Annotated in this window: 16 protein-coding genes; 6 read left to right on the top strand and 10 right to left on the bottom strand. The window is 71.8% G+C overall.

Translation table 11 applies throughout. The features are described 5' to 3' along the window. Nucleotides 1-54: 54 nt before the first annotated feature. The gene (locus ACRWK8_RS20565; RefSeq protein WP_431872242.1) at nt 55-1,341 is read left to right on the top strand and encodes a sensor histidine kinase; all 1,287 of its coding nucleotides are present in this window, start codon (nt 55-57) and stop codon (nt 1,339-1,341) included. 394 nt (nt 1,342-1,735) lie between these two features. Here the strand turns inward: ACRWK8_RS20565 and ACRWK8_RS20560 are convergent, their stop codons facing one another. The 3 genes from ACRWK8_RS20560 to wecB form a co-directional block, all read right to left on the bottom strand. Then, on the bottom strand, nt 1,736-3,925 hold the full coding sequence (locus ACRWK8_RS20560; RefSeq protein WP_378742483.1) for a glycosyltransferase: 2,190 nt from the start codon (nt 3,923-3,925) through the stop codon (nt 1,736-1,738). Between the two features lie 136 nt (nt 3,926-4,061). Next, nucleotides 4,062-5,807 carry a hypothetical protein gene (locus tag ACRWK8_RS20555; protein WP_431872240.1) on the bottom strand — a complete coding sequence of 582 codons (1,746 nt, stop codon included), beginning with the start codon at nt 5,805-5,807 and terminating at the stop codon, nt 4,062-4,064. Between the two features lie 109 nt (nt 5,808-5,916). After that, a complete protein-coding gene (gene wecB, locus ACRWK8_RS20550; RefSeq protein WP_378742420.1) occupies nt 5,917-7,026 on the bottom strand; it encodes a non-hydrolyzing UDP-N-acetylglucosamine 2-epimerase in 1,110 nt (369 codons plus the stop codon). Between the two features lie 235 nt (nt 7,027-7,261). Between wecB and ACRWK8_RS20545 the strand changes: the two genes are divergently transcribed. From ACRWK8_RS20545 to ACRWK8_RS20530, 4 genes are all read left to right on the top strand, one after another. Further along, on the top strand, nt 7,262-9,016 hold the full coding sequence (locus tag ACRWK8_RS20545) for a glycosyltransferase family 4 protein (RefSeq protein ID WP_431872237.1): 1,755 nt from the start codon (nt 7,262-7,264) through the stop codon (nt 9,014-9,016). A gap of 112 nt (nt 9,017-9,128) precedes the next feature. After that, entirely contained in the window at nt 9,129-10,499 is a 1,371-nt protein-coding gene (locus ACRWK8_RS20540) for a nucleotide sugar dehydrogenase (RefSeq protein WP_378742416.1), read from the top strand. Between the two features lie 250 nt (nt 10,500-10,749). Continuing rightward, a complete protein-coding gene (locus ACRWK8_RS20535; RefSeq protein ID WP_431872235.1) occupies nt 10,750-11,931 on the top strand; it encodes a glycosyltransferase family 4 protein in 1,182 nt (393 codons plus the stop codon). Nucleotides 11,932-12,045: 114 nt separating this feature from the next. Beyond that, a complete protein-coding gene (locus ACRWK8_RS20530) occupies nt 12,046-12,651 on the top strand; it encodes a malonic semialdehyde reductase (protein ID WP_378742412.1) in 606 nt (201 codons plus the stop codon). 54 nt (nt 12,652-12,705) lie between these two features. On the opposite strand, the gene ACRWK8_RS20525 is transcribed toward ACRWK8_RS20530, so the two are convergent. The 6 genes from ACRWK8_RS20525 to ACRWK8_RS20500 form a co-directional block, all read right to left on the bottom strand. Next, nucleotides 12,706-14,379 carry a PP2C family protein-serine/threonine phosphatase gene (locus tag ACRWK8_RS20525; RefSeq protein ID WP_431872233.1) on the bottom strand — a complete coding sequence of 558 codons (1,674 nt, stop codon included), beginning with the start codon at nt 14,377-14,379 and terminating at the stop codon, nt 12,706-12,708. After that, nucleotides 14,376-15,422, bottom strand: coding sequence for a SpoIIE family protein phosphatase (locus ACRWK8_RS20520; RefSeq protein ID WP_378742408.1), 1,047 nt, complete (start codon nt 15,420-15,422; stop codon nt 14,376-14,378). Before ACRWK8_RS20520 ends, ACRWK8_RS20525 begins: the two co-directional genes overlap by 4 nt. Further along, the gene (locus ACRWK8_RS20515) at nt 15,419-15,856 is read right to left on the bottom strand and encodes an anti-sigma regulatory factor (RefSeq protein ID WP_378742407.1); all 438 of its coding nucleotides are present in this window, start codon (nt 15,854-15,856) and stop codon (nt 15,419-15,421) included. The genes ACRWK8_RS20520 and ACRWK8_RS20515 overlap by 4 nt, the downstream gene beginning before the upstream one ends. After that, nucleotides 15,853-16,269, bottom strand: a complete 417-nt coding sequence (locus ACRWK8_RS20510; protein ID WP_352388145.1) for an STAS domain-containing protein — start codon at nt 16,267-16,269, stop codon at nt 15,853-15,855. Before ACRWK8_RS20510 ends, ACRWK8_RS20515 begins: the two co-directional genes overlap by 4 nt. Nucleotides 16,270-16,289: 20 nt before the next feature. Next, complete coding sequence (locus ACRWK8_RS20505) at nt 16,290-17,168, bottom strand: STAS domain-containing protein (RefSeq protein ID WP_431872230.1); 879 nt, start codon at nt 17,166-17,168, stop codon at nt 16,290-16,292. 105 nt (nt 17,169-17,273) lie between these two features. Continuing rightward, nucleotides 17,274-18,440, bottom strand: a complete 1,167-nt coding sequence (locus tag ACRWK8_RS20500; RefSeq protein WP_378742481.1) for a PP2C family protein-serine/threonine phosphatase — start codon at nt 18,438-18,440, stop codon at nt 17,274-17,276. A gap of 169 nt (nt 18,441-18,609) precedes the next feature. Between ACRWK8_RS20500 and ACRWK8_RS20495 the strand changes: the two genes are divergently transcribed. Then, entirely contained in the window at nt 18,610-19,107 is a 498-nt protein-coding gene (locus ACRWK8_RS20495; RefSeq protein ID WP_431872228.1) for a MarR family winged helix-turn-helix transcriptional regulator, read from the top strand. A gap of 253 nt (nt 19,108-19,360) precedes the next feature. Here ACRWK8_RS20495 and ACRWK8_RS20490 read toward each other — a convergent pair whose 3' ends face one another. Beyond that, nucleotides 19,361-20,191 carry a glycosyltransferase family 2 protein gene (locus ACRWK8_RS20490; protein ID WP_378742479.1) on the bottom strand — a complete coding sequence of 277 codons (831 nt, stop codon included), beginning with the start codon at nt 20,189-20,191 and terminating at the stop codon, nt 19,361-19,363. Nucleotides 20,192-20,393: the final 202 nt, after the last annotated feature.

The raw sequence follows: 20,393 nt of genomic DNA, 5'->3' as shown, positions 1-20,393 counted from the left end.
GTTCGACGCGCTTGCCCGTCGACCGCCCAGGGGGTCGGACGGACGTGAGGTGACATGCGCAGGCGGATGGTTTTCTCCACCCTGGTGGTGACCGTCATCGCCGTCATGCTGCTCGGGCTGCCCCTGGGTGCGCTCACCTACAAACTGGTGCATGACGAGGCCAGCCGGCAGCTTGAGGGCGAGGCCGAGCTGATCGGTGCCGAGAGCGACAACATGCTGGAGCTCCACGGCGAGCTGGACCTGGCCGAGTTCGATCGGGAACACCCGAACCGGTTCGTCCGCATCACACCCGCGGGCGAACCGACCGCCGTGACGGCGGGAGATCCCGCGTTGAACCCCGAGGCCGTGGACTCACCGCGCCTGCTCAGGGCCACCGTCACCACCGGCCGCGACACGAGGGTCGAGGTGTGGAGTGACGGCGAGGAGGTCCAGGAGAGCGTGGTCCGCGCCTGGCTGGGCATCGCCTCGCTGTCCCTGCTGGCCATCGGGGTCGCCGTGGGCCTGTCCATGTTCCAGGCCCGGCGCCTCACCCTGCCGCTGGTCGACCTGGCCGCAACCGCCGAACGGCTCGGCTCCGGAGTCACCACGCCCTGGGGGCACCGCTACGGCATCCCGGAGGCCGACCGCGTCGCGGAGGTCCTGGACCGCAGCGCCGAACGCATCGCCGGGCTCATCGCCACCGAACGCCACTTCGCCACCGACGCCTCGCACCAGCTCCGCACACCGCTCACCGCGCTCACCATGCGGTTGGAGGAGATCATCGCGGAGTCCGACAACGCCCAGGTGGTCAGGGAGGAGGGCGAGGCCGCCCTCGCCCAGACCGAACGCCTCGTGGAGACCGTCGAGAGCCTGCTCGGCCGCGCTCGCAAGAGTCAGAACCCCGAGGTGGAACCGGTGGAGCTCGACCCGGTCCTCAACCACCTCCAGGCCGAGTGGTCGCCCGTCTTCCAACAGGAGAAGCGCCGGCTCCTCGTCACCGGAGACCCCGGACTGACCGCCATGACCGTCCCCACCGACCTCGCCCAGATCCTGGCCACACTGGTGGAGAACGCCTACAAGCACGGTGCGGGGACGGTGACCATCCGCCGACTCGACACCGGCCAGTCCGTGCGCATCGAGGTCAGCGACGAGGGCGAGGGAGTCCCCGAGCACCTGTCCGGTCGCATCTTCGAGCGCGAGGTCAGCGGCGGCGGCGGTACCGGCCTCGGACTCGCCCTGGCCCGCCACATCGCCGAGTCGGAGGGCGCGAGGGTCGAGCTGGTCCAGACCCGGCCGACCACCTTCGCACTGTTCCTGCCCGCCGGGGCCGGAGGCCTGTCGAAGATGACGGGGCCGGTGTAGCTGTGCCGCTTTGGACCTCCGCTTCGCTTCGGTGCGTGTTCGGGCGCCCCGAAAGGCAGGAACCTTCGGCACCTACGGTGTGATGGCTCGTTCCTCGCAATCCCACCTCCGGCACCTCCAGAACCCTGCCGGCGCCCGAACCAAAACACCCCCTTGTGGCCTCGGGCCCTGAGCGGGACTCACGACTGTGGGTGGGCGCGGGTCCCGCCCTCACGCCTCCATCACAAGGGGGTGCCCGTTCGGGCGCCGCCAGGGTTCTGCAAGACGAGTCAAGCCGCCAGCGAGGAACGAGCCAGGCACAGACGAGGATGCTGTGCTTGCCTCAACCCGAATCCCTGGCTTCTTGGGCGCCCGAACACGCACCGAAGCGAAGCGGAGGTGCAGAAAAGCACCCCTAGTTGGCGCTCGCGTGCGCCGTGGAACCCTGGGCGGCGGGGACCTCGCCCCGGACGACCAGATCACTCCACAGCCCCCGGACCCGCTCCAACCCGTAGACGGCCGTCACCTCCGCGCGGGCGCGCTCGCTCTCCTCACCGAACCGGCCCTCGGAGACGGTCGCGTGGATGGACTCCGCCATGGCCACCGCGTCGTCGTGGATCCAGTGCGGGTCGTAGATGGTGTCCGAGCCCGGCCACGCGAGGAGTGCCGGGAGCCCGCCGGAGGCCGCGCACTCGGCGGGGGCCAGGTGGAAGGACTCGTCGTCACTGGTGGAGAGCACGATCCCGACCCGGCGCAGCCAGGTGGCCACGTCCGGCCCGAAACCGTCGAAGACCACCCCGGAGGCCAGGCTCTCGTCACGCTGGATACGCCGGTACACCCGCTCGAAGTAGGCGCGCTCCTCCGGCCGGTTCCAGATCCACCAGTACTCCCACGGCTGCTTGGTCTTGACCGACAGCGTGTATCGGGGGTCCATCCGGCGCAGCTCCGAGAGCACGTCGAGTCCCCGGTCCAGGCGCTTGCGGGACGGCGCGATGCCGATCATGCCGAGCGAGTACTCGGCCCCGGCGAGCTTGGGGCGGTCCAGCTGGCGGTCGTCCACCCAGTTGGGCAGGACCACGACCTTCTCGGCGGGCCAGCCGGTGATCTCGCGGGTGAGGTCGGCGTAGTGCGGGCTCACGCAGACGACCGCGTCGACCTTGGCGATCTCCAGGCGGCGCGGCCACTCCGCGTACAGTTCGAAGCGGTGCAGACGGACGATCAGCCGCTGGTCCGGGCGCTTCCACTTGGCGTAGAAGAGCGCGTTGGGACCGCACCACTCGCAGATGACCACGTCGGCCCAGGCGGCGAGTTCCCGGGACCGGTACTGGTCGTGGGTGCTCAGCCCCTCCCACTCGTCGATGCGCACGTCCAGGCCGGGCAGCGAGTCCAGGTACTCGGCCAGGCGGGTGAAGAACTTGAGGTCGTGCCCGGCGATGACCACCTTGAGCGGACGTTCGGGGTCGGTGCCCTCGGGAGCGGCGGGGATGGCCTCGGCCAGGTATCCGCGCAGGCGCTCGGCCGCGCGTTCCAGGGTGTGGTTCGCGGCGGCGGCGCGGCAGCGTTCGGCGGCCTCGGCGTAGACGGAGCGGTCGTGGTAGGCGCGGGCGATCACGGCGGCCACGGAACCGGTGTCCTCACCGGCGAACAGCGGGTAGTCGGCGCCGAGCAGGGCCTCGTGCATGGGGGTGCGGTTGAGGACCACGGGCAGGCCGAGCGCGCCCAGTTCCAGGACCTTGGTGGACAGCTCCAGGCTGGCGTCCATGTCCGGGTCGCGCCAGGAGAGTCCGAAGTCGCACTCGGCGGACTGGCGGAGGGCGTCGGCCCGCGCCATGCCGCCGCGCCAGTCCACGTGCGGGGTGCTCTCCAGGGCCCTGCGCATGCGCTTGGCCCAGTCGGCGGGCTCGGCGTGGATCTTGTCACCGATCATCACCAGTTCGGAGTCCACCCCGAGGCGGGCCAGCTCCTCGGGCAGGCCGGTCATCTCCAGGGTGTTCCAGCGGGGCGCGAACTTGCCGGTGTAGGCCAGGCGTGTGCGCGCGCGGGTCCGGCCGTCGGCGGCGATGCCCTCGGGCACCACCGCGACGGGCGGGAACAGGACGGAACGGCCACAGGCGGCGGGGACCGTGGACTCCAGGAAGGCCCGCAGCTCCTCGGTCTGGCAGAGCACGAACCGTGAGGCCAGCGCGATGTCGGTGAGCTCGGCGGTGGCGGTCGCGGAAAGTTCCCCGACGCTGTGCGGGAAGTCCGTGAGGTAGGTCCACAGCTTCCCGGACAGGCTCTCCTCCTGTGCGGCCAGACCAGCGAGTCGGCGGCCCCGGACCACGACGAGGTCGAAGGGCCTGCGTGAGTGCAGCCCGCCCATGAGCTCCACGGCCTGCTCGGGCGTGAGGCCGCGCGGTCCGAGGTCGGACAGGAGCTTGTCCTCGTAGGGGCGGATCAGTCTGACCCCGGGGGTCGCGGTGAGCGGCGCCGTCAGCCGGTCGGTGCGGACCTGGGCCTTGAGCAGCAGGGTGACCTCGCAACCCGCCGCCGCCAGGGCCTGCGCCATCGACTGCGCCCAGATCGCCGAGCCGTCGATGATGTTCAGGTCCACGTCCCCGTACAAGAGTGCGCGCGGAGGAGCTGTGCTCACGTTCTTCCCTTCGGATGCTGATGGGTGGCCCGAGTCTTGCGTACTACCGCGCCGCGCGCGTCCGTCGGGGGCGGACCGGCCGACGACTGGTCGGGCGTCGTCGGGGTGGTCAACCGACCGCGCCCGTCGAGGCGTCGGCGTGGGCGGGTCCCTCGTTGTCGCCGTCGGTGCCGGAGCCGTGGTCCGGGCCCAGGGCCAGGAGCCGGGTACCGCGCCGGTTCCACTCCGCCGGGAGCCAGCCCCGGCGCAGGAGGTCGGTGCGCGCCAGCTCCGGGGTGACGGAGGTGACGAACACGTACTGTCTGCCCCCGGTGTCGCGGTCGAAGAAGCCCCGCTCCCCCAGGCCCGGGACCCCGGGGTCGTCGGAGTCGGGGGTGCCGACCGCGTCCGCGTCCGAGCACTCGGCGGCGCAGGCGAGGTCGGCCAGGCGGTGGCGGCCGACGGGGCCGGTCCACAGGTGCGACCACGGTGAGGTGGCCCGTTCGGCCAGGGCCGCCCAGTGCTCCGGTTCGAACCCGCCGACCTGGGAGCGGGTGCCCTCCCGGGTGAGTTCCTCGGGAGTGTCCGGCGCGGTCGAGCGGACGGTGCGCACGGTGAGGCCCTCGGCCCGCAGGCGCTGGACCCCGGGCATGCGCGCGGCGGTGTCGGGGACGACCACCTCGGCGGGGCGCAGGCGTGAGCCGAGGAGGTCGGCGGCGAGACGTTCGGCCTCGGCCTCGGAGGCCGGGTCCGCCAGGACGGCGACCCCCCTGCCGCTCAGCGGAAGTTCGGTGCCGGGGGTGCCCGACGCGAAGTCGAGACCCTCCAGGAGGGCGGCCAGCCGGACGGGGGCCGCCTCGTCGAGGAACACCTGGCGCAGCATGGCCCGCACCTCGCGGGGCGTGGGTGGCTCCGCGCGCAGCCGTGGCACGGTGACAGCGAAGTCCTCGGTGTCGGGCGCGGGCACGGCCGGGTGCGAGACCACCCGGGTGCCACAGGCCCAGGCGCGGCGGCGCAGGCGCAGGTCGCCGTGGCCGGACTCGGGGATCACGGCGACGTTGGCCGCGCGCAGGGCGTCGGGCAGGTCCGGGGAGTCGGCGTCCACCACACCCGCGCCGAGGTCCACCAGGACGTCGGGGACCGGCTGGTCCGGGGAGGTGCGGACGAAGACGGCCTCGGGTCCGGAGACGAGTTCGGCGGCCACCGGGTTGAACTGGTGCAGCGGCACCCCGGCGTCGCCCTTGTGCACGCGGTCGAAGCCGAGCTGGCGCAGGGCGGGCGGGGCCGGTGCGTCGTCGAGCAGGACCGTGGGGATACCGCGTGCGGCCGCGGACTCCAGCACCCAGTGCAGGGCGCGGGTGCGGTCGACGGCGGCGGGGTCGCCCACGTGGGCCCAGGGAGAGCCGGGCGCGGCGGCGGAGGACGACACCAGGAGCAGGTCGACGTCGACCGCGTCCATGACGATCTGGGCGTCGTGCGGGCGCAGCGGCACCGTGCGGAGGTAGGGGTCCACGGCCTTCTCCACGGCCGGGCCGAGGACGGTGGCGACCACCAGCAGGTCCTCGCGGCCTCCGCTCAGACCGGTGAGGAGGCGGGCCTCCTGACGGTCGGCGTCGAAGGAGCGGACCGGCTCGACTCCGCGCCGCTGGGCGTGGTTGGTGGCGCCGCTGCGGCGCCACAGCCGGTAGAGGTCGCGCGGGAGCCTGACCAGGGAGCGGCCGGGCCGTTTGGCGGCGGCGGTGAGTGCGCGACCCACCTGGAGGGAGGTCGACCCCTCGAGCGAGGCCAGGCGGGCCTGGGCCTCCTGGAGCTGGGCCTCGCGCTCGGCCAGGGCTTGCCGAAGCTGTTCGGTCTGGCTCTGTTCACGCCGTTTCACGGTCTGCCACCTTGTGCTCGGTTCGGGAAACCTCGGGTCGGGACACCGGGGTGTCCGTGGTGTGGTCCGGGTGCCGGGGGGCGCCCGCGCGGAGGGGGGACACGGCCGCTCACCGCGACCACTGGGTGAGGACGGAGGCGATGCGCTCGCCCGAGCGGCCGTCCCACAGCGGTGGCACGTCACCGAACCGTTCCTCGGTCCGTCCGTCCAGGACCTTGCCGAGGGCCTGGAGGAGCTCGGCCTCCGTGACCAGCTGGTTGGTGCCGTGGGTGATGGTGATCGGGCGTTCCGTGTTGGGTCGCAGGGTCAGGCAGGGGACCCCGAGGATCGTGGTCTCCTCCTGGACGCCTCCGGAGTCGGTGACCACGGCGGCGGCGCCCCGGGTGAGGGCGACGAAGTCGAGGTATCCGAGCGGTTCGAGCAGGCGCACGCGCGGGTGGTCGCCCAGCCCGGCGCGGTCGAAGGCGGCCTTGCCGCGGGGGTGCACCGGCATGACCACGTCGGTGCGGTCCGCGATCTCGTGCAGCCGCTCGGTGAGGAGGGCGACGTTGGCCGGGTCGTCGACGTTCGCGGGCCGGTGCAGGGTCGCGGCCACGTACCGTTCGGGCAGGTCGAGTCGGGCGCGCAGGGCGTCGGCGTCGAAGCGGTCGAGGTTGCCCAGGAGCGTGTCGATCATCGGGTTGCCGACGAGGTGGACACGGTCCGGGGAGATGCCCTCGGTGGCCAGGTGACCGACGGCTTCGGGGCTGGTCGCGAAGAGGAGGTCGCTGAGCTGGTCGGTGACCCGCCGGTTGATCTCCTCGGGCATGGTGTTGTCGAAGGAGCGCAGGCCCGCCTCGACGTGCGCGACGGGGACGCCGAGCTTGGCGGCGACCAGGGCGGCGGCGACGGTGGAGTTCACGTCGCCGTAGACCACGACCATCCCGGGCGTGTTCGCGGTGAACTCGCGCTCCAGGCCGACCATGAGCGCGGCGGTCTGGGAGGCGTGCGAACCGGAGCCGACCCCGAGGTCGACGTCCGGTGTGGGCAGGCCGAGGTCCCGGAAGAAGACGGCGGACATGCGGTCGTCGTAGTGCTGACCGGTGTGCAGGACCGTCTGGTGCGCGCCCCGCCCGCGCAGGGCGGAGACGACCGGAGCGGCCTTCACGAAGTTGGGGCGGGCCCCGACCACGTGCACGATCCCGGTGTCCTGGCTGCCAAGAGGCGCACTCGTTGCCACGGCTGTTTCCTTCTGCTTCTGGTGGGGGTGTCTGCTGTGCTGGTGTGGGCCGGGGTCCGGCCGGGCGGTCGGTGCGCACGGCCCGGGTGACGGAGTACTTTGCCCCAGCCGTCCCGTCCGTGTCGCCGTGTTGTCACCATCCGGCCACGTCCACGTGGTTGTGTGACTGACCGTGCATGACTCCCAGATTTCCGAACCCCGTGTTCCGCGTTCGCGCGTCCTCTGGCCGAGGGCGGTGACCTTCACCGCGTCGCTGGCCTGGCACCACCTGCGTTCCGATCCGGCCCGCCTGCCGCTGCTGGCGCTGCGGCTGATGCCCGGCCCGGTACGGACCTCGGCGCGTGCCGTGTCCGCCCGTTCGGGCGCGCTGCCGCGTGCCTACTCCCTGTGGGACCAGGGACGGCGCGAGGAGGCACGCGAGGTGCTGCTGTCCGCCGCCACGAACGCCTCGCCCCGCAGGGTGGGGCGCCTGGTCGCGGCCGCCCTCGCCGCCGGTGACGCCGACACAGCTCGTGACCTGGCCGAACGTCTTCCCCCGGGGCCGCACAGGACCTCGGCGGAGTACCGGACCGCCTTGGCCACGGGACGTGCCGTCCCCGCGTCCCCGTCCGTTTCGCCTGACCGTCACGGGTTCACGTTAACCCGCGGTGCGCCAACGCGGCCTGACGACACGGTGAACGCTCAGCGACCGGCCACCGGCGCGGATGACGGCGGGCGCTGGCGGGTGGCGGCCGACCCGGGGAGGCCCGGTGCGGGGATCCGGGTGCTGCATCTGGTCACCAACGCGCTTCCGCACACCAACGCGGGCTACACGCAGCGCACGCACCGGATCGCGGTGGCGCAGCGGGAGGCCGGGATGGACGTGCACGTGGCCACCCGGGCCGGGTATCCGCTGACCAAGGGGGTCCCGGATCCGCGCACGCTGGTGCGGCTGGACGGGGTGGCCTACCACCGGCTCCTGCCGTGGGCGGCGCCCCGGGACCACGTCGACGAACTGGAGTCGGGGCTGCGGCTGGCTTCGGAGTTGGTGGCGGCGGTGCGCCCGGACGTGCTGCACGCGGCCAGCAACCACCACAACGCGCGGCTCGCCCTGGAGCTGGGCCGCCGGTTCGGGTTGCCGGTGGTTTACGAGGTCCGGGGGTTCCTGGAGGAGTCCTGGCTGTCCCGGGACCCGTCACGCAGCGTGGACGACGCCTTCTACCAGGCCGAACGCGCCAGCGAGACGGAGTGCATGCTCGCCGCCGACCTCGTGGTGACGCTCGGGGAGACCATGCGGGCCGACATCGAGGCGCGCGGGGTGCCCCGGGAGCGTCTGCTGGTGGTCCCCAACGCCGTGGACGAGTCGTTCCTGGAGCCGCTGCCGTCGGGTGCGGAGGTCCGCCGCGGGCTGGGGATCGGGCCGGACGAGTTCGTGGTGGGCACCACCACGAGCTGCTTCGGCTACGAGGGGCTGGACGTGCTTCTGGACGCGGTCGCGGTCATGCGTGATCGGGGCGAACGGGCCCACGCCCTGGTGGTCGGTGACGGGCCGGATCTGGCCACGCTGCGTGACCGCGCCCGGCGGCTCGGACTGGAGGGCGCGGCGCACTTCCCGGGGCGGGTCCCCGCCGACCGGGTCCGCCATCACCACGCCGCGCTGGACGTCTTCGCCGTGCCACGACTTGATGAACGCGTGTGCCGCTTGGTGACACCGCTGAAGCCGGTGGAGGCCATGGCTGGTGGGCTTCCTGTTGTCGCGAGTGATCTTCCCGCACTGCGAGAGATCGTGGAACCGGGGGTGTCCGGTGAGTTAATTCCGGCGGGCGAATCGGCACGTCTAGCTGATGTCCTCACAAATCTCGCCTACAGTCATCCAAAGCGGACGTCCTACGGTCAAGCTGGTCAGAAGCGTGTCGGAGCCAACCGAACGTGGACCGAGGCCGCATACCGCTACAGCCAGGCGTATCGGGTTCTTATTCGAAAAATGTCCGAACCAGGACAGATCCCGTAACCGGGGACGACGTCTACCTACACTCGGACGTCCAGCACTCCGAATGGTGGATCCATGGCAGTCCTCGACTATTTGCGCCCGTTCACGAAATGAATGCGAGTGTGACCGCGAAGTGGATGCCGCAGCCTCCAACCCAGTCCCTGTCCCCGAGCAGAGCTCCGGTTCGGCCAGCGACCTCGTCGTCCTCGGCCTCGGTTACGTCGGTCTCCCGTTGGCGGCTGAGGCCGTCTCGGCGGGACTGAGGGTGACCGGATTCGACGTGAGCACGAGAGTGGTCGACGGTCTCAACGAGTCCGTGTCGCACATCGACGACCTGTCGACGGACGACGTCGCCTCGATGCTGGCCCGAGGGTTCAGCGCGACCACCGACCCCGCGTGCCTCGCCACGGCCCGCACCATCGTCATCTGCGTACCGACGCCGCTCTCCCCGGAGGGCGGCCCGGACCTGGGCGCGGTCACCTCGGCCTCCAGGGCCATCGCCGCGCACCTGTCCCCGGGCACCCTGGTGATCCTGGAGTCCACGACCTACCCGGGCACCACCGAGGAGGTCGTCCGGCCGCTGCTGGAGGAGTCCGGCCTCGTCGCCGGTGCCGACTTCCACCTGGCCTTCTCGCCCGAGCGCATCGACCCGGGCAACCCGACCTTCGGCGTCGCCAACACCCCGAAGGTGGTCGGCGGCCTGACCGAGGAGTGCGGCGAGGCGGCCGCGGCGTTCTACGGGAACTTCGTGAACACCGTGGTCCGGGCGCGCGGCACCCGCGAGGCCGAGATGGCCAAGCTCCTGGAGAACACCTACCGGCACGTGAACATCGCGCTGGTGAACGAGATGGCCGTCTTCTGCCAGGAGCTCGGCATCGACCTGTGGGACTCGATCTCGGCGGCCGCCACCAAGCCGTTCGGCTTCCAGGCGTTCTACCCGGGTCCGGGCGTGGGTGGCCACTGCATCCCCATCGACCCGAACTACCTCTCCTACAAGGTCAAGACGCTCGGCTACCCGTTCCGGTTCGTCGAGCTGGCCCAGGAGATCAACGGCCGGATGCCCGCGTACGTGACCCAGCGCGCGCAGGAACTGCTCAACGAGTCCGGCCTGGCGCTCTCCAGGTCCAAGGTCCTGCTGCTGGGCGTCACCTACAAGGCCGACATCGCGGACCAGCGCGAGTCGCCCGCGCGTCCGGTGGCCCGCAAGCTGGCGGCCAAGGGCGCCACGCTCACCTACCACGACCCGCACGTGGACTCCTGGCAGGTGGACGGGGTGGACGTCCCGCGCTCCACCGACCTGGAGCGGGCGATGGCCGAGGCCGACCTGACCGTCCTGCTCACGGACCACGCCGACTACCGGCCCAAGCTGCTCACCGAGTACGCGCGGCTGCTGCTGGACACCCGCGGTGTCCTGCGGCGCTCCGACCCGGACGCCGAGGCCGTGGCCGAGGTTCCCTCACAGGCGCGCCGTCGCGTGCAGCGTGAGGGTGTCCAGGTCCTCTGAACGGCCCGGTAGACCCGGGACCACCAAGGCACGTCGCTTCGGACGCCATCGCGCGTTCGGCGGCGTGCCTTCGTGCGTTCACCGTGACCCAGCCAAGGGTTCACCGGATGCACCCCACGCGTCCACTCGGCTTTCCTCGGGCGGTTTCCGCAGGTGAATAGCGTGTCGCACAGCTGATACCGCACCCTCACAGCGGATCATCGTAATACGGACAAGTCGTACCAACTGGTGACATACGTAGGTGATCTCGATGCACGCGCTTGTGGCCACGATTGTGCACCACCCCGAGGACGCCCGGATCCTGCACCGACAGATCCGCGCCCTCGTGGACGCCGGACACACCGTGACGTACGTCGCCCCGTTCCGGGAGTGCGGAGTGACCCCTTGGGACCAGGTGCGTTCCGTGGACGTCCCCCGCGCCTCGGGCCGTGACCGACTGTCCTCTCTGAGGGCCGCCCGGGCCGCGCTGGCACGCCTGGCTCCGCAGGCCGACCTCCTGCTCTTCCACGACCCCGAGCTGCTGTTGGCCCTGCCGTCCAAGCGCCCGGTGACGGTGTGGGACGTGCACGAGGACACCCCCGCCGCGCTCCTCACCAAGTCCTGGATCCCGGAGCGGCTCCGCAGACCGCTCGGCTCCGTCGTGCGCGGTTTCGAGCGCCGCGCGGAGCGCAGGATGCGCCTGCTGCTGGCCGAGGAGGGGTACCGGCCCCGCTTCCGGGGCGCCCATCCGGTGGTTCCCAACACCACCGAGGTCCCCGACACCCCGCTCCGGCCGCCCGGCGACGACCGGGTCGTCTACCTGGGCCAGCTCTCCAGGGCCCGGGGCGCCCACGACCTGATCGAGATGGGCCGACGGCTGCGCGACCACGGGGTGCGCCTGGAGGTCATCGGCGGCGCCGACCACGAGATCCGGCCGCTGCTGCGGGACGCCCACCAGGAGAACGCGCTGCACTGGTACGGGTTCGTGCCCAACGACCGGGCGCTGCGCATGGCCGCGGGTGCCCTGGCCGGGATCAGCCTGCTGCACGACACCGACAACTACCGGCACTCCCTGCCCACCAAGGTCGTGGAGTACATGGCCCACGGACTGCCGGTGGTCACCTCACCGAACCCGATGGCGCGGGCCCTGGTGACCCAGCGCCCGGAGGGCCCGGCGGGTCTGGTGGTCCCGTTCGAGGACCCGTCCGCCGCCGTCCGCGCGGTGCTGGAGCTCCGCGACGACCCGGGCCAGCGTGAGGAGTTCGCACGTACCGGTCACCGGATCGCGCGGACCTCGTTCCACTGGCCGGTGCAGGCGCGCATGTTCGTCAAGCAGCTGGAGGAGTGGGTCACCGAGGCCAACGGGCCGAGGCCGACGATACCGCGCCAGCGCGTGCCGCGACCGAGCGGTCGGCGGCCGAGCGGTCGACGTCCGGCGCCGCTCGTGGAGTGAGTGAGCTCACCAATGGTTCTCTGTTGAAATATCTTCCTGGCAAACCAGGTTGTGCCCGGTAGCCGGCCCCCAGCGGCATGCCCTGAACCGCACGAGCACAGCTGAGGTTTCCCTATGAGTGACGCCCTCGTTCTGGCCAAGGACGCGCAGGACCTGCTGTTCCGCAGCGCGCGCACCGCCAACACCTTCACCGACGAACCGGTGACCGACGAGCAGCTGCGCGCCATCTACGACCTGGTCAAGTACGGCCCCACGGCGATGAACAACCAGCCGCTCCGGGTCACCGCCGTCCGCTCGCCAGAGGCCCGCGAGCGCCTCGTCAGGCACATGGCCGGGAACAACGCCCCCAAGACCGCCACGGCCCCGCTGGCCCTGGTGCTGTCGGCCGACAGCTCCTTCCACGAGCACTTCCCCACGACCTTCCCCGTCCTCCCGGACGCCCGTGAGAACTTCTCCGGTATGCCGGTCGAGGCCCGTGAGGACATGGCCATGCGGAACGCGTTCCTCCAGGTCGCCTACCTGATCGTCGGTGTGCGCGCCGCCGGTCTGGCCGCCGGGCCGATGACCGGCTTCGACGCCGAGGGCCTGCGCGAGGACCTCTTCGGCGCGGACTCCACCCAGACCCCGCTGGTCGTCATGAACATCGGTCGCCCCGGCCCCGACGCGTGGTTCGACCGTCTCCCCCGCCTCGACTACGAGGCCGCAGTCACCGAGATCTGATCCTCGGTGAGGGAAAGGGGGCGGGGTGCCCACACACGGCACCCCGCCCCTTCGTCATTCCGCGGGCGGCACGGGCCCGAGCACCAGCATGCACACGTCATCGTCGCAGGCGTGCCCGCGCAGCGCCGAGGCCAGCAGCCGGTCCGCGGCCTCCTCGGCCCCCCGGGAGCGTCGCGACGCGTCCCCGAAGCACGCCCGCAGCCGGGCGATCCCGGTGTCGATGGGCTCGCCCCGCCGCTCGACCAGACCATCGGTGTACAGCAGCAGGGCGCCTCCCGGGGGGACCTCCACGCGGTTGTCCGTGAAGGTGAGGTCGATGGGCAGGCCCAGCATTCCGCCCGAGTCCGCCTCGACCGGAGCCGCCTCCCCCGAAGCGTCGCGCAGCAGCGGTGGCGGGTGCCCCGCCGACGCCAGTGTCACGTGGGGGTCGCCCGGACGGAAGCGGACGATGACCGCCGTGGCGAACAGGTCCGGCTCCAACCGGTCCAGCAGGCGGTGCAGGAGCCCCAGGAGAGCGGCCGGGCTCCGCTCGTGGACCGAGTAGGCGCGCAGGGCCGTCCTCAGCTGGCCCATGGTGACCGCCGCGTGGATACCGTGACCGGTGACGTCACCGACCACCCCGACGTACTCGCCGTCCTCGACCGGGAAGACGTCGTACCAGTCGCCGCCCACGTTCATTCCGTCCTCGGCGGGCAGGTACCGCGCGGTCAGCTCCATCCCCGGCAGCCGGGGGAGCCGGGTCAGCATGGCGCGTTGGAGCGCCGCCGCGGTGTCCCGCTCGTGCTCGAAGCGCTGGGCGTTGTCCATCGCCGTGGCCACCCGCCGCGCCAGCTCCCCGAGCATGACGTCGTCGTCGGGGACGGCTCCGTCGGTCCGGTGCAGGACCATGGCGCCCAGCGAGCGGGACGCGAGGAGGAACGGGAAGGCGGTACCGACCAGGCCGTCGGGTGTCGCCTCGCCGCGCACGGGACGCCGCTCCGCGACCGCACGGACCGCGGCGTCCGGGGGCGCGCCGCTCCCGGACCCCTCCAGGGGCACCAGCGAGCCCTCCTCGACCACCCACAGGTCCACGGCGGAGGCGTGGACCGGGATCAGCAGCTTCTCCAGACGCCCGTAGATCTCCGAGCGTTGGAGGGTGGCCATGAGCTGCGCGCTCGCTGCGGACAGGAAGGTGAGCCGGTTCCGCGCCGTCTCGGCCTCGTCCCTGGCGGCCCGCTCCGCCCGCAGCAGTCTGCGCTGTTCGTCGCTGGCCTGGGCGAGTTCGGCGTGCAGGGCCAGCACACCCAGGTTGGTCTCCTCCAGTTCCCGCTGGTGGGAGTCGAGTTCCCGGGCCCGCTGAGTCGCCAGCCCCGACAGCCTCCTCTGGTGCCGGTCGTCGTCCAACTGCTGCGCGACCAGCAGTTCGACCTCGGACTCGGGTGGTTCGAGGGCGGTGTCCGGCAGGGGACCGTCCAGGACCAGGGTGCGGGACCAGGCTCCGTCCGGCTCCGTACCGTCCCCGAGCACACTGGCCCGTAGTTCACGGAGGTCCCCCGACGCCTCCAGCCGCACGACGGCGGCCCGGCCCGCGCCGACCCGGTCCAGGGCGTGTTCGGTGGTGGCGGACAGGAGGTCCGCGCCCCTCTCCTTGACGTCACCGTCCGCGCGCAGGACGTGCCCGACCCGGGCACGGGCCAGCGCCACGTCGACGGCCGAGCGCACGCGCTCGTTCAGGAGACGGTGTCTCATGTCCTCACTCCCTGGAGGCGTCCGGTGTGCCGTACGACGGCGACGGCGGTGTCGTCCCGCAGGGGGCGGGCGGCACTGCCCGCGTCCCGGAACACCCGTGCGGCGATCAGCGCGGCGTCCAGGTCGGCCAGGCGTTCGATCCCCTCCGGAGACCACCGGCTGGGCAGCCCGTCGGTGCAGAGCACCAGGAGGTCGCCCGGGTGCCACTCCCGGTGCAGCGGCACCGGCGTGCGCAGGCCGAAGGCTCCGACGATCCCGGGGCGGGACAGGAGCGTCTCCCAACCGCCACGGCTGTACAGCCGCGCACCGATGTTGCCCACCCCGCAGAAGCTGAGCCGGTGCGCCGACTCGTCGATGTCGGCCACGGCCACGGCCGCGCCACGGCTCGACCTCAGCTCCGAGTGCAGGAACCGCAGGAGGTCCTCGGGTCTGTCACCCGCCCTGCTCCGCACCGTCCGGGCGGCCAGGTCGCTGGCCTCGGCCGCCGCCGGGCCGTGCCCGAGGCCGTCCGCCAGCATGACGGTCCGGTGACCCGAGGCGCTGCGGAAGGCGAGGCCGTCGCCGGACTCGGGCGCGCCTCCCAGCGGCAGGTGCAGTCCCCCGGTCACGGCGCCCGAGGCGAAGGCCTCACGGGCCCCCTGCGGTGCGATCCGGGCGAGGGCCAGGGTGCCCTGCCCGGGGACGCTGTCCACCGCGAAGTAGTCGCAGGCCCGGAGGCACGCGCCCAGACCGGTGCCGAGAGAGCTCCCCGTGGTGAAGCCGTCGGTCATGGCCCGCCGCACGTCACGGATGCCCGGCCCGTGGTCGAGGGCGAGGATCTGGAGGGCCCGGGCGTTGCCCCACGGGTCACGGGAGATCTCGGCGACGAGTCTGCCCCCGCCCGCGTACTTGACCGCGTTGGTGGCCAGTTCGGTCGCCACCAGGGCGGCGTCCCCGGCGCGTTCGGGGTCCAGCCCCGAGGCGGCGGCCGCCGCCTCGGCCGCCTCGCGCGCCCGGCGGACCAGCGTGGAGTCGCTGACCGTCACGTCCCAGACCCTGGTCATCGGCGTCCGTTGAGCGGCGGGCCCGACCACAGGGTGGCGGTGACGGCGGTGCCCTCTCCCGGTGTGGTCTCGACCTCGAAGTCGTCGACCAGCCGTTTGGAACCGCTCAGCCCCATGCCGAGGCCGCCCGCCGTCGAGTACCCGTCACGCAGGGCGAGGGCGATGTCGGGGATGCCGGGTCCCTCGTCGGAGAAGACCAGGGTGATGCCGGTCCGACCGTCGCCGTCGGTGGAGAGTTCCACGGTCACGCTCCCGCCCCCACCGTGGATCAGGGTGTTGCGGGCCAGTTCGCTGGCGGCGGTGACGAGCTTGGTCTGCTGGACGAGGCCGAACCCCTGCTCCTGGGAGAGGCCGCGCACGCGCTGGCGCACCGTCATGAGGTCCGCGTCGTTGCGGACCGGCAGACGGAAGGAGGTGCGCTCGTCGGTGCTCACGTCTCGTTCCAGTCCGTGCCCCTGGCGGCCGTCCGTGGTGCGGTGTCGCGGATCTCGATCCCGAAGCGGGCCGCCGCTTCCGAGACCGTCCGGGCGGTGTCGAGCCCGGGCAGCGCGAGACCGAGTTCGACCAGGGTGATGGCGACGCTCGGGCGCATACCCACGAGCACCGCCTGGGCGGCGAGGAGCCGGGCTCCCGCGGCCAGTTCCGCCAGGACCCGGGCGAGGAAGGAGTCGACCATGTCGAGTCCGCTGATGTCGATGATGACCCCCCGGGCCCCCGTCGAGGCGACGGCGCGGGTCACGTCCGTCCGCAGGTCGACGGCGGCGTGGTCGAGGAGTTCTCCCTGGATACTGATGAGCAGGATGCCACCCAGGTCCAGGACGGGGACGGGGGATGCTCCAGGCTGCACGGGCGGGTCCGATCGGTGAGTCAGGCGCGGGGCGGGAGCCCCTGGACGTTCGTGTTCTGCCGTTCCAACGCGAGTTCCAGCGCGTCCGCGAGGGTGGCCCGGGTGGTGACCGGGCCGAGGTCGAGTCCGAGCTGGACGATGGTCTGCGCGATGGCGGGCCGGATACCAGAGATCACGCAGTCGGCCCCCATGAGGCGGGCGGAGGCGACGGTCTTCATGAGGTGCTGGGCGACGAGCGAGTCGACCGTGGGCACACCGGTGATGTCGAGGATGGCCATGTTCGCGTTGTGTTCGACGATGGCCTCCAGGAGGTTCTCCATGACGACCTGGCTGCGCGCGCTGTCGAGCATGCCGATCAGCGGAACGGCCACCAGGCGGTCCCAGAGCTTGATCACCGGGGTGCCCATCTCCATCAGCTGCTGGCGCTGGCGGTCGACGATCTCCCGGTTCTCCTGGAGGGTGGTCTCGATGACGACGACCCTGAACGTGGACAGCAGCTCGGTCCACAGCAGCCGCGCGAGCAGCACGTCGCGTCCGTCGGCGTCCTCGGCCTCGCGTTCCAGGATCTCGACCGGGGCGGCCCCGAGCGCGCCGACCTCACGGTCGATCTGACCGACGGAGAGCCCGGACCGGCTCCGGGAGGCGCTCATCGCCGCCAACTGTTGCCGGATCGTTCCGAAACCGGGGGCCTCGATGTCGTCGACCCGTCCGGTCTCCGCCACCTGGGCCAGGGATTCGAGCACCGAGTGGCAGGCCTCCACGGCCTCGTCCCGGGTGACGGTGAAGACCGCCTGGAACAGCGGCAGGTCCGCCCAGCGCTGGGCGATCTGCTCGCTCCTGTCCCGCAGGACACGGGCCACGGTCCGCGGCGCGTTCCCCGTCGGGGAGTCGTCGGTCATGTCGTTTCCGTCCTCGATCGTTTGTCGCCCGACAACTGTCTACCAGAATGTCCCGGCCGGGGTCGGTTTCCTGCACCGTTTCCGACGCCGTCCGCCCGTCGGAGCTCAGTCCTTGCCGCGCCAGTCCAGGCACACCACCAGTGCGTCGTCCTCGCTTCTCTCCGCTCGACGGTATCCGCTGAGATGGCGCAGAATCTCCTGGGGGACCGAGGCCGCGGGCAACAGCCGCGTCGCGAGGATGGAGCGGGCCAGCGAACGGTGGCCGAAGGTCTCGCGGCCGCGCCCCGACGCGTCGAAGACCCCGTCACTGACGAAGACCAGCCGGTCTCCCGGCTGGACGGTGAAACGCTGGGTCGTGTAGACGGTGTCCTCCGCCATGCCCAGCGGCATCTGGGCGTCGAACGGGAAGTGCGCCACCGCGTCGTCCCGCAGCAGGTACAGGCGCGGGGACCCCGCGTCGACGACCTCGACCTCCCCCGTGGCCTGGTCGAAGGAGAGCAGCAGCAGGTCCAGGTAGAGCTCTCCCTGGTGCTGCGCGAAGACGGCCTTGTCGGCGAGTGCGACCTGGTCGGCCAACGGCACCCCGGCCCGGCGCGCGTTGCGCAGGGCGTTCACCGCGAGGCTGGTGAGCAGGGACGCCTCGATGCCCTCCCCCATGCCGTTGGTGACGCCGAGCAGCAGGCGCTCTCCCCCGGCCGACCAGTCGAAGTTGTCGCCCCGAATGGAGTAGGCGGGCTCCAGCTGGGCTCCCAGCGCGTACTCCGGGCACTCGTAGGCCCGTCCCGCCAGGAGGTCCCACTGGATCTCCGCCGCCAGGGTGAGTCGGCCCCGGCGCCGTAGGACGCGGTAGTGGTCGGTGTCCCTCTCCGCGACGAGCAGTTCGTGCCCCAGGGCGCGGGCGACGCGCTCCAGTTCCCTGATCGACTCCGGGGTCGGCTCGGGGGTGGGCAGCTCGACCACGAGCACCCCCGTGCGGTCACCCCGGAGGGTCACGGGGAGGCGCACCACGGAGCGACCGGCACCGGGGAAACCCTCGACCATGGGTTCCTGGGAGCCGAAGACCCTCCCCTCAATGCTGTTGAAGAGCGAGAGCCAGCGCGGCTCCTCCCCCGGATCGGTGACGTGGCACAGGGACGTCATCCCGTAGTCGGCCAGCAGCAGGTTCGCCGCCAGCGCCTCGAAGTTCTCGGTCAGGGCCGCGCGCAACGCGGTCAGCAGACCGTCGGGCCTGGCCTGCTGGAGGGCCCGTACGACTGCCTCGTAACCGTTCAAAGTCGTCAACCTGTGTTTTCTGTCAGGGGGAGTAGACGTCCCCCGCCCGATCTGCGGGAGGGGACGGCGATCGGGCACGGAACCGGGCGTTCCGTTATGGTCTTGGAGATACCCGGCCGCCGACCAGGGCACGGGTCCTACTCACAACCGCGAGTGGTGAGGCTGGAAAGTGAGCGCTGAATCGCAGGAAAAGGCACATGACGCCACCCGGGCCGCCTCGGAGGCGACCGAACTGATGGAGGTGCTGTGGGGCCGTGGGCGCGAGTTGGCGACAGCGCCGGTCTCAGCGTCCCAACTCAAGGTCCTGTTCATCCTCGACAGCGAGGACGGCGTGAACCTGCGGACCATCACCGATCGTCTGGGCTCCACCCCTCCGTCCGTCAGCAGACTGTGTGACCGCCTGGAGGCGGTCGGCTTCGTACACAGGACCTCCAGCCCCAACAGCCGTCGTGAGCTGCGGGTCTGGCTGACCGAGAGCGGGCGCTCGTTCATGCGGGACCTTCGCGCCCGGAGGGAGCGGGAGCTCCACACCGTGATCGCCCGTATGCCCCCGAGGAAACGGGCGATGCTGCTGGAGGGTCTCGCCGCCTTCCAGGAGTCGGCGAGCCGGGTCGACGGTGACACCGGAGAGGCCGAGCACGAGCGACGGGGATTCCGCACGGCGTGAACCGCCGCCGTCCGGCGCCCCTCCCACCGCAAAACAATGCCCACATCGTCAACTATTGTCAAGAAGCAACAGTCTGGCCGGCCTCCGGTGATGACCGGGTGCACGGGCCCGCACACGAACGCTCCCCAGGAGTGGGACCGAGTAGGTCGGTCCGGCTCCTGGGGAGCGATCCACGGGGCGGGCACCGTGCGCGCCGGCGCCCCGAACCCCTGTGTCCGTTGGCTTCGGCCCGCGCGCGGGCCGAGGCCAACCGTCAGATGACCGGGGGACGACCGGCGCGGGTCATCCGCCAGGCGGTGCGCCAGCTGATCGGCGTACGCCGCCCCGCGTCCTCGCGCCAGCCCTCACGGAAACCGGAGAACCACGACCTCAGGGCCTCGCGGTCGCGCTCGCGCAAAACGGTCAGCCCCACCCAGGTGCCCAGGTAGGCGAAGGCCAGGGGCCACGGCAGGTTGCGGCGGGCCAGCCACACCCGGTTCCGGGCGTTGAGCCGGTAGAAGTTCTCGTGCCGCGTCGGCGCCACCGCCGGGTGGTACATCACGGCGTCGGCGTCGTACTCGATCGTGTACCCGGCGTCCATGATCCGCCAGGCGAGGTCGGTCTCCTCGTGGGCGTAGAAGAACTCGCCGGGCAGGCCGCCGCCCTCGTCGAAGGCGGTGCGCCGCACGGCGCTCGCCCCGCCGAGGAACGTGGTCACCACGCTCGACTTACGGGAGTCGCCCACGCGCAGCCGGGGCACGTGACGGCGCTGGTCGGGGCCGCCGTCCGGGTCCGCGATCCGGAACGACAGCGCGCCCAGCGCGGGATCGGCCGCGAACCGCTCGCGCACGTGCCGGGCCAGGTCCATGGACCGGTACCAGCCGTCGTCGTCCAGGAACAGGACCACGTCGCCGCTGGTCGCCCGCACGCCCTCGTTACGTCCGGCGGGGATGCCCACGTTCTCCGGGAGCCGCACGGTGGTGACGCCCTCGGGCAGCTCGGGCAGGTCGGCGCCGTTGCCGACGACGACCACCTCGACGTCGGCGTCCTGCTGCTCGAACACGCTCGTGATCGCGCGCCGCAGCTCGGCCGGGCGGTTGCCCATGGTGAGCAGGACGCAGGACAGTGTGGGCTTTCCAGGCACCTGGGAACTGCTCCGTTCGGCTCTGGGCGCACGGTTGTCGTGCGCCGTGGGCGCGCCGGAGCCTTGCGATGGAGGGATCACGGGTGTGGCCATGGTTGCGACCGTTCAGTGGACGTCGTGCGGCTGACAGGTGGACACATGTCAACGTTCGCAGAAACAGACT

Origin of the sequence: Nocardiopsis eucommiae (assembly GCF_965344335.1) — a bacterium.
Taxonomy (GTDB): domain Bacteria; phylum Actinomycetota; class Actinomycetes; order Streptosporangiales; family Streptosporangiaceae; genus Nocardiopsis; species Nocardiopsis eucommiae.
This window is presented reverse-complemented; position numbering and strand designations above follow the sequence as displayed.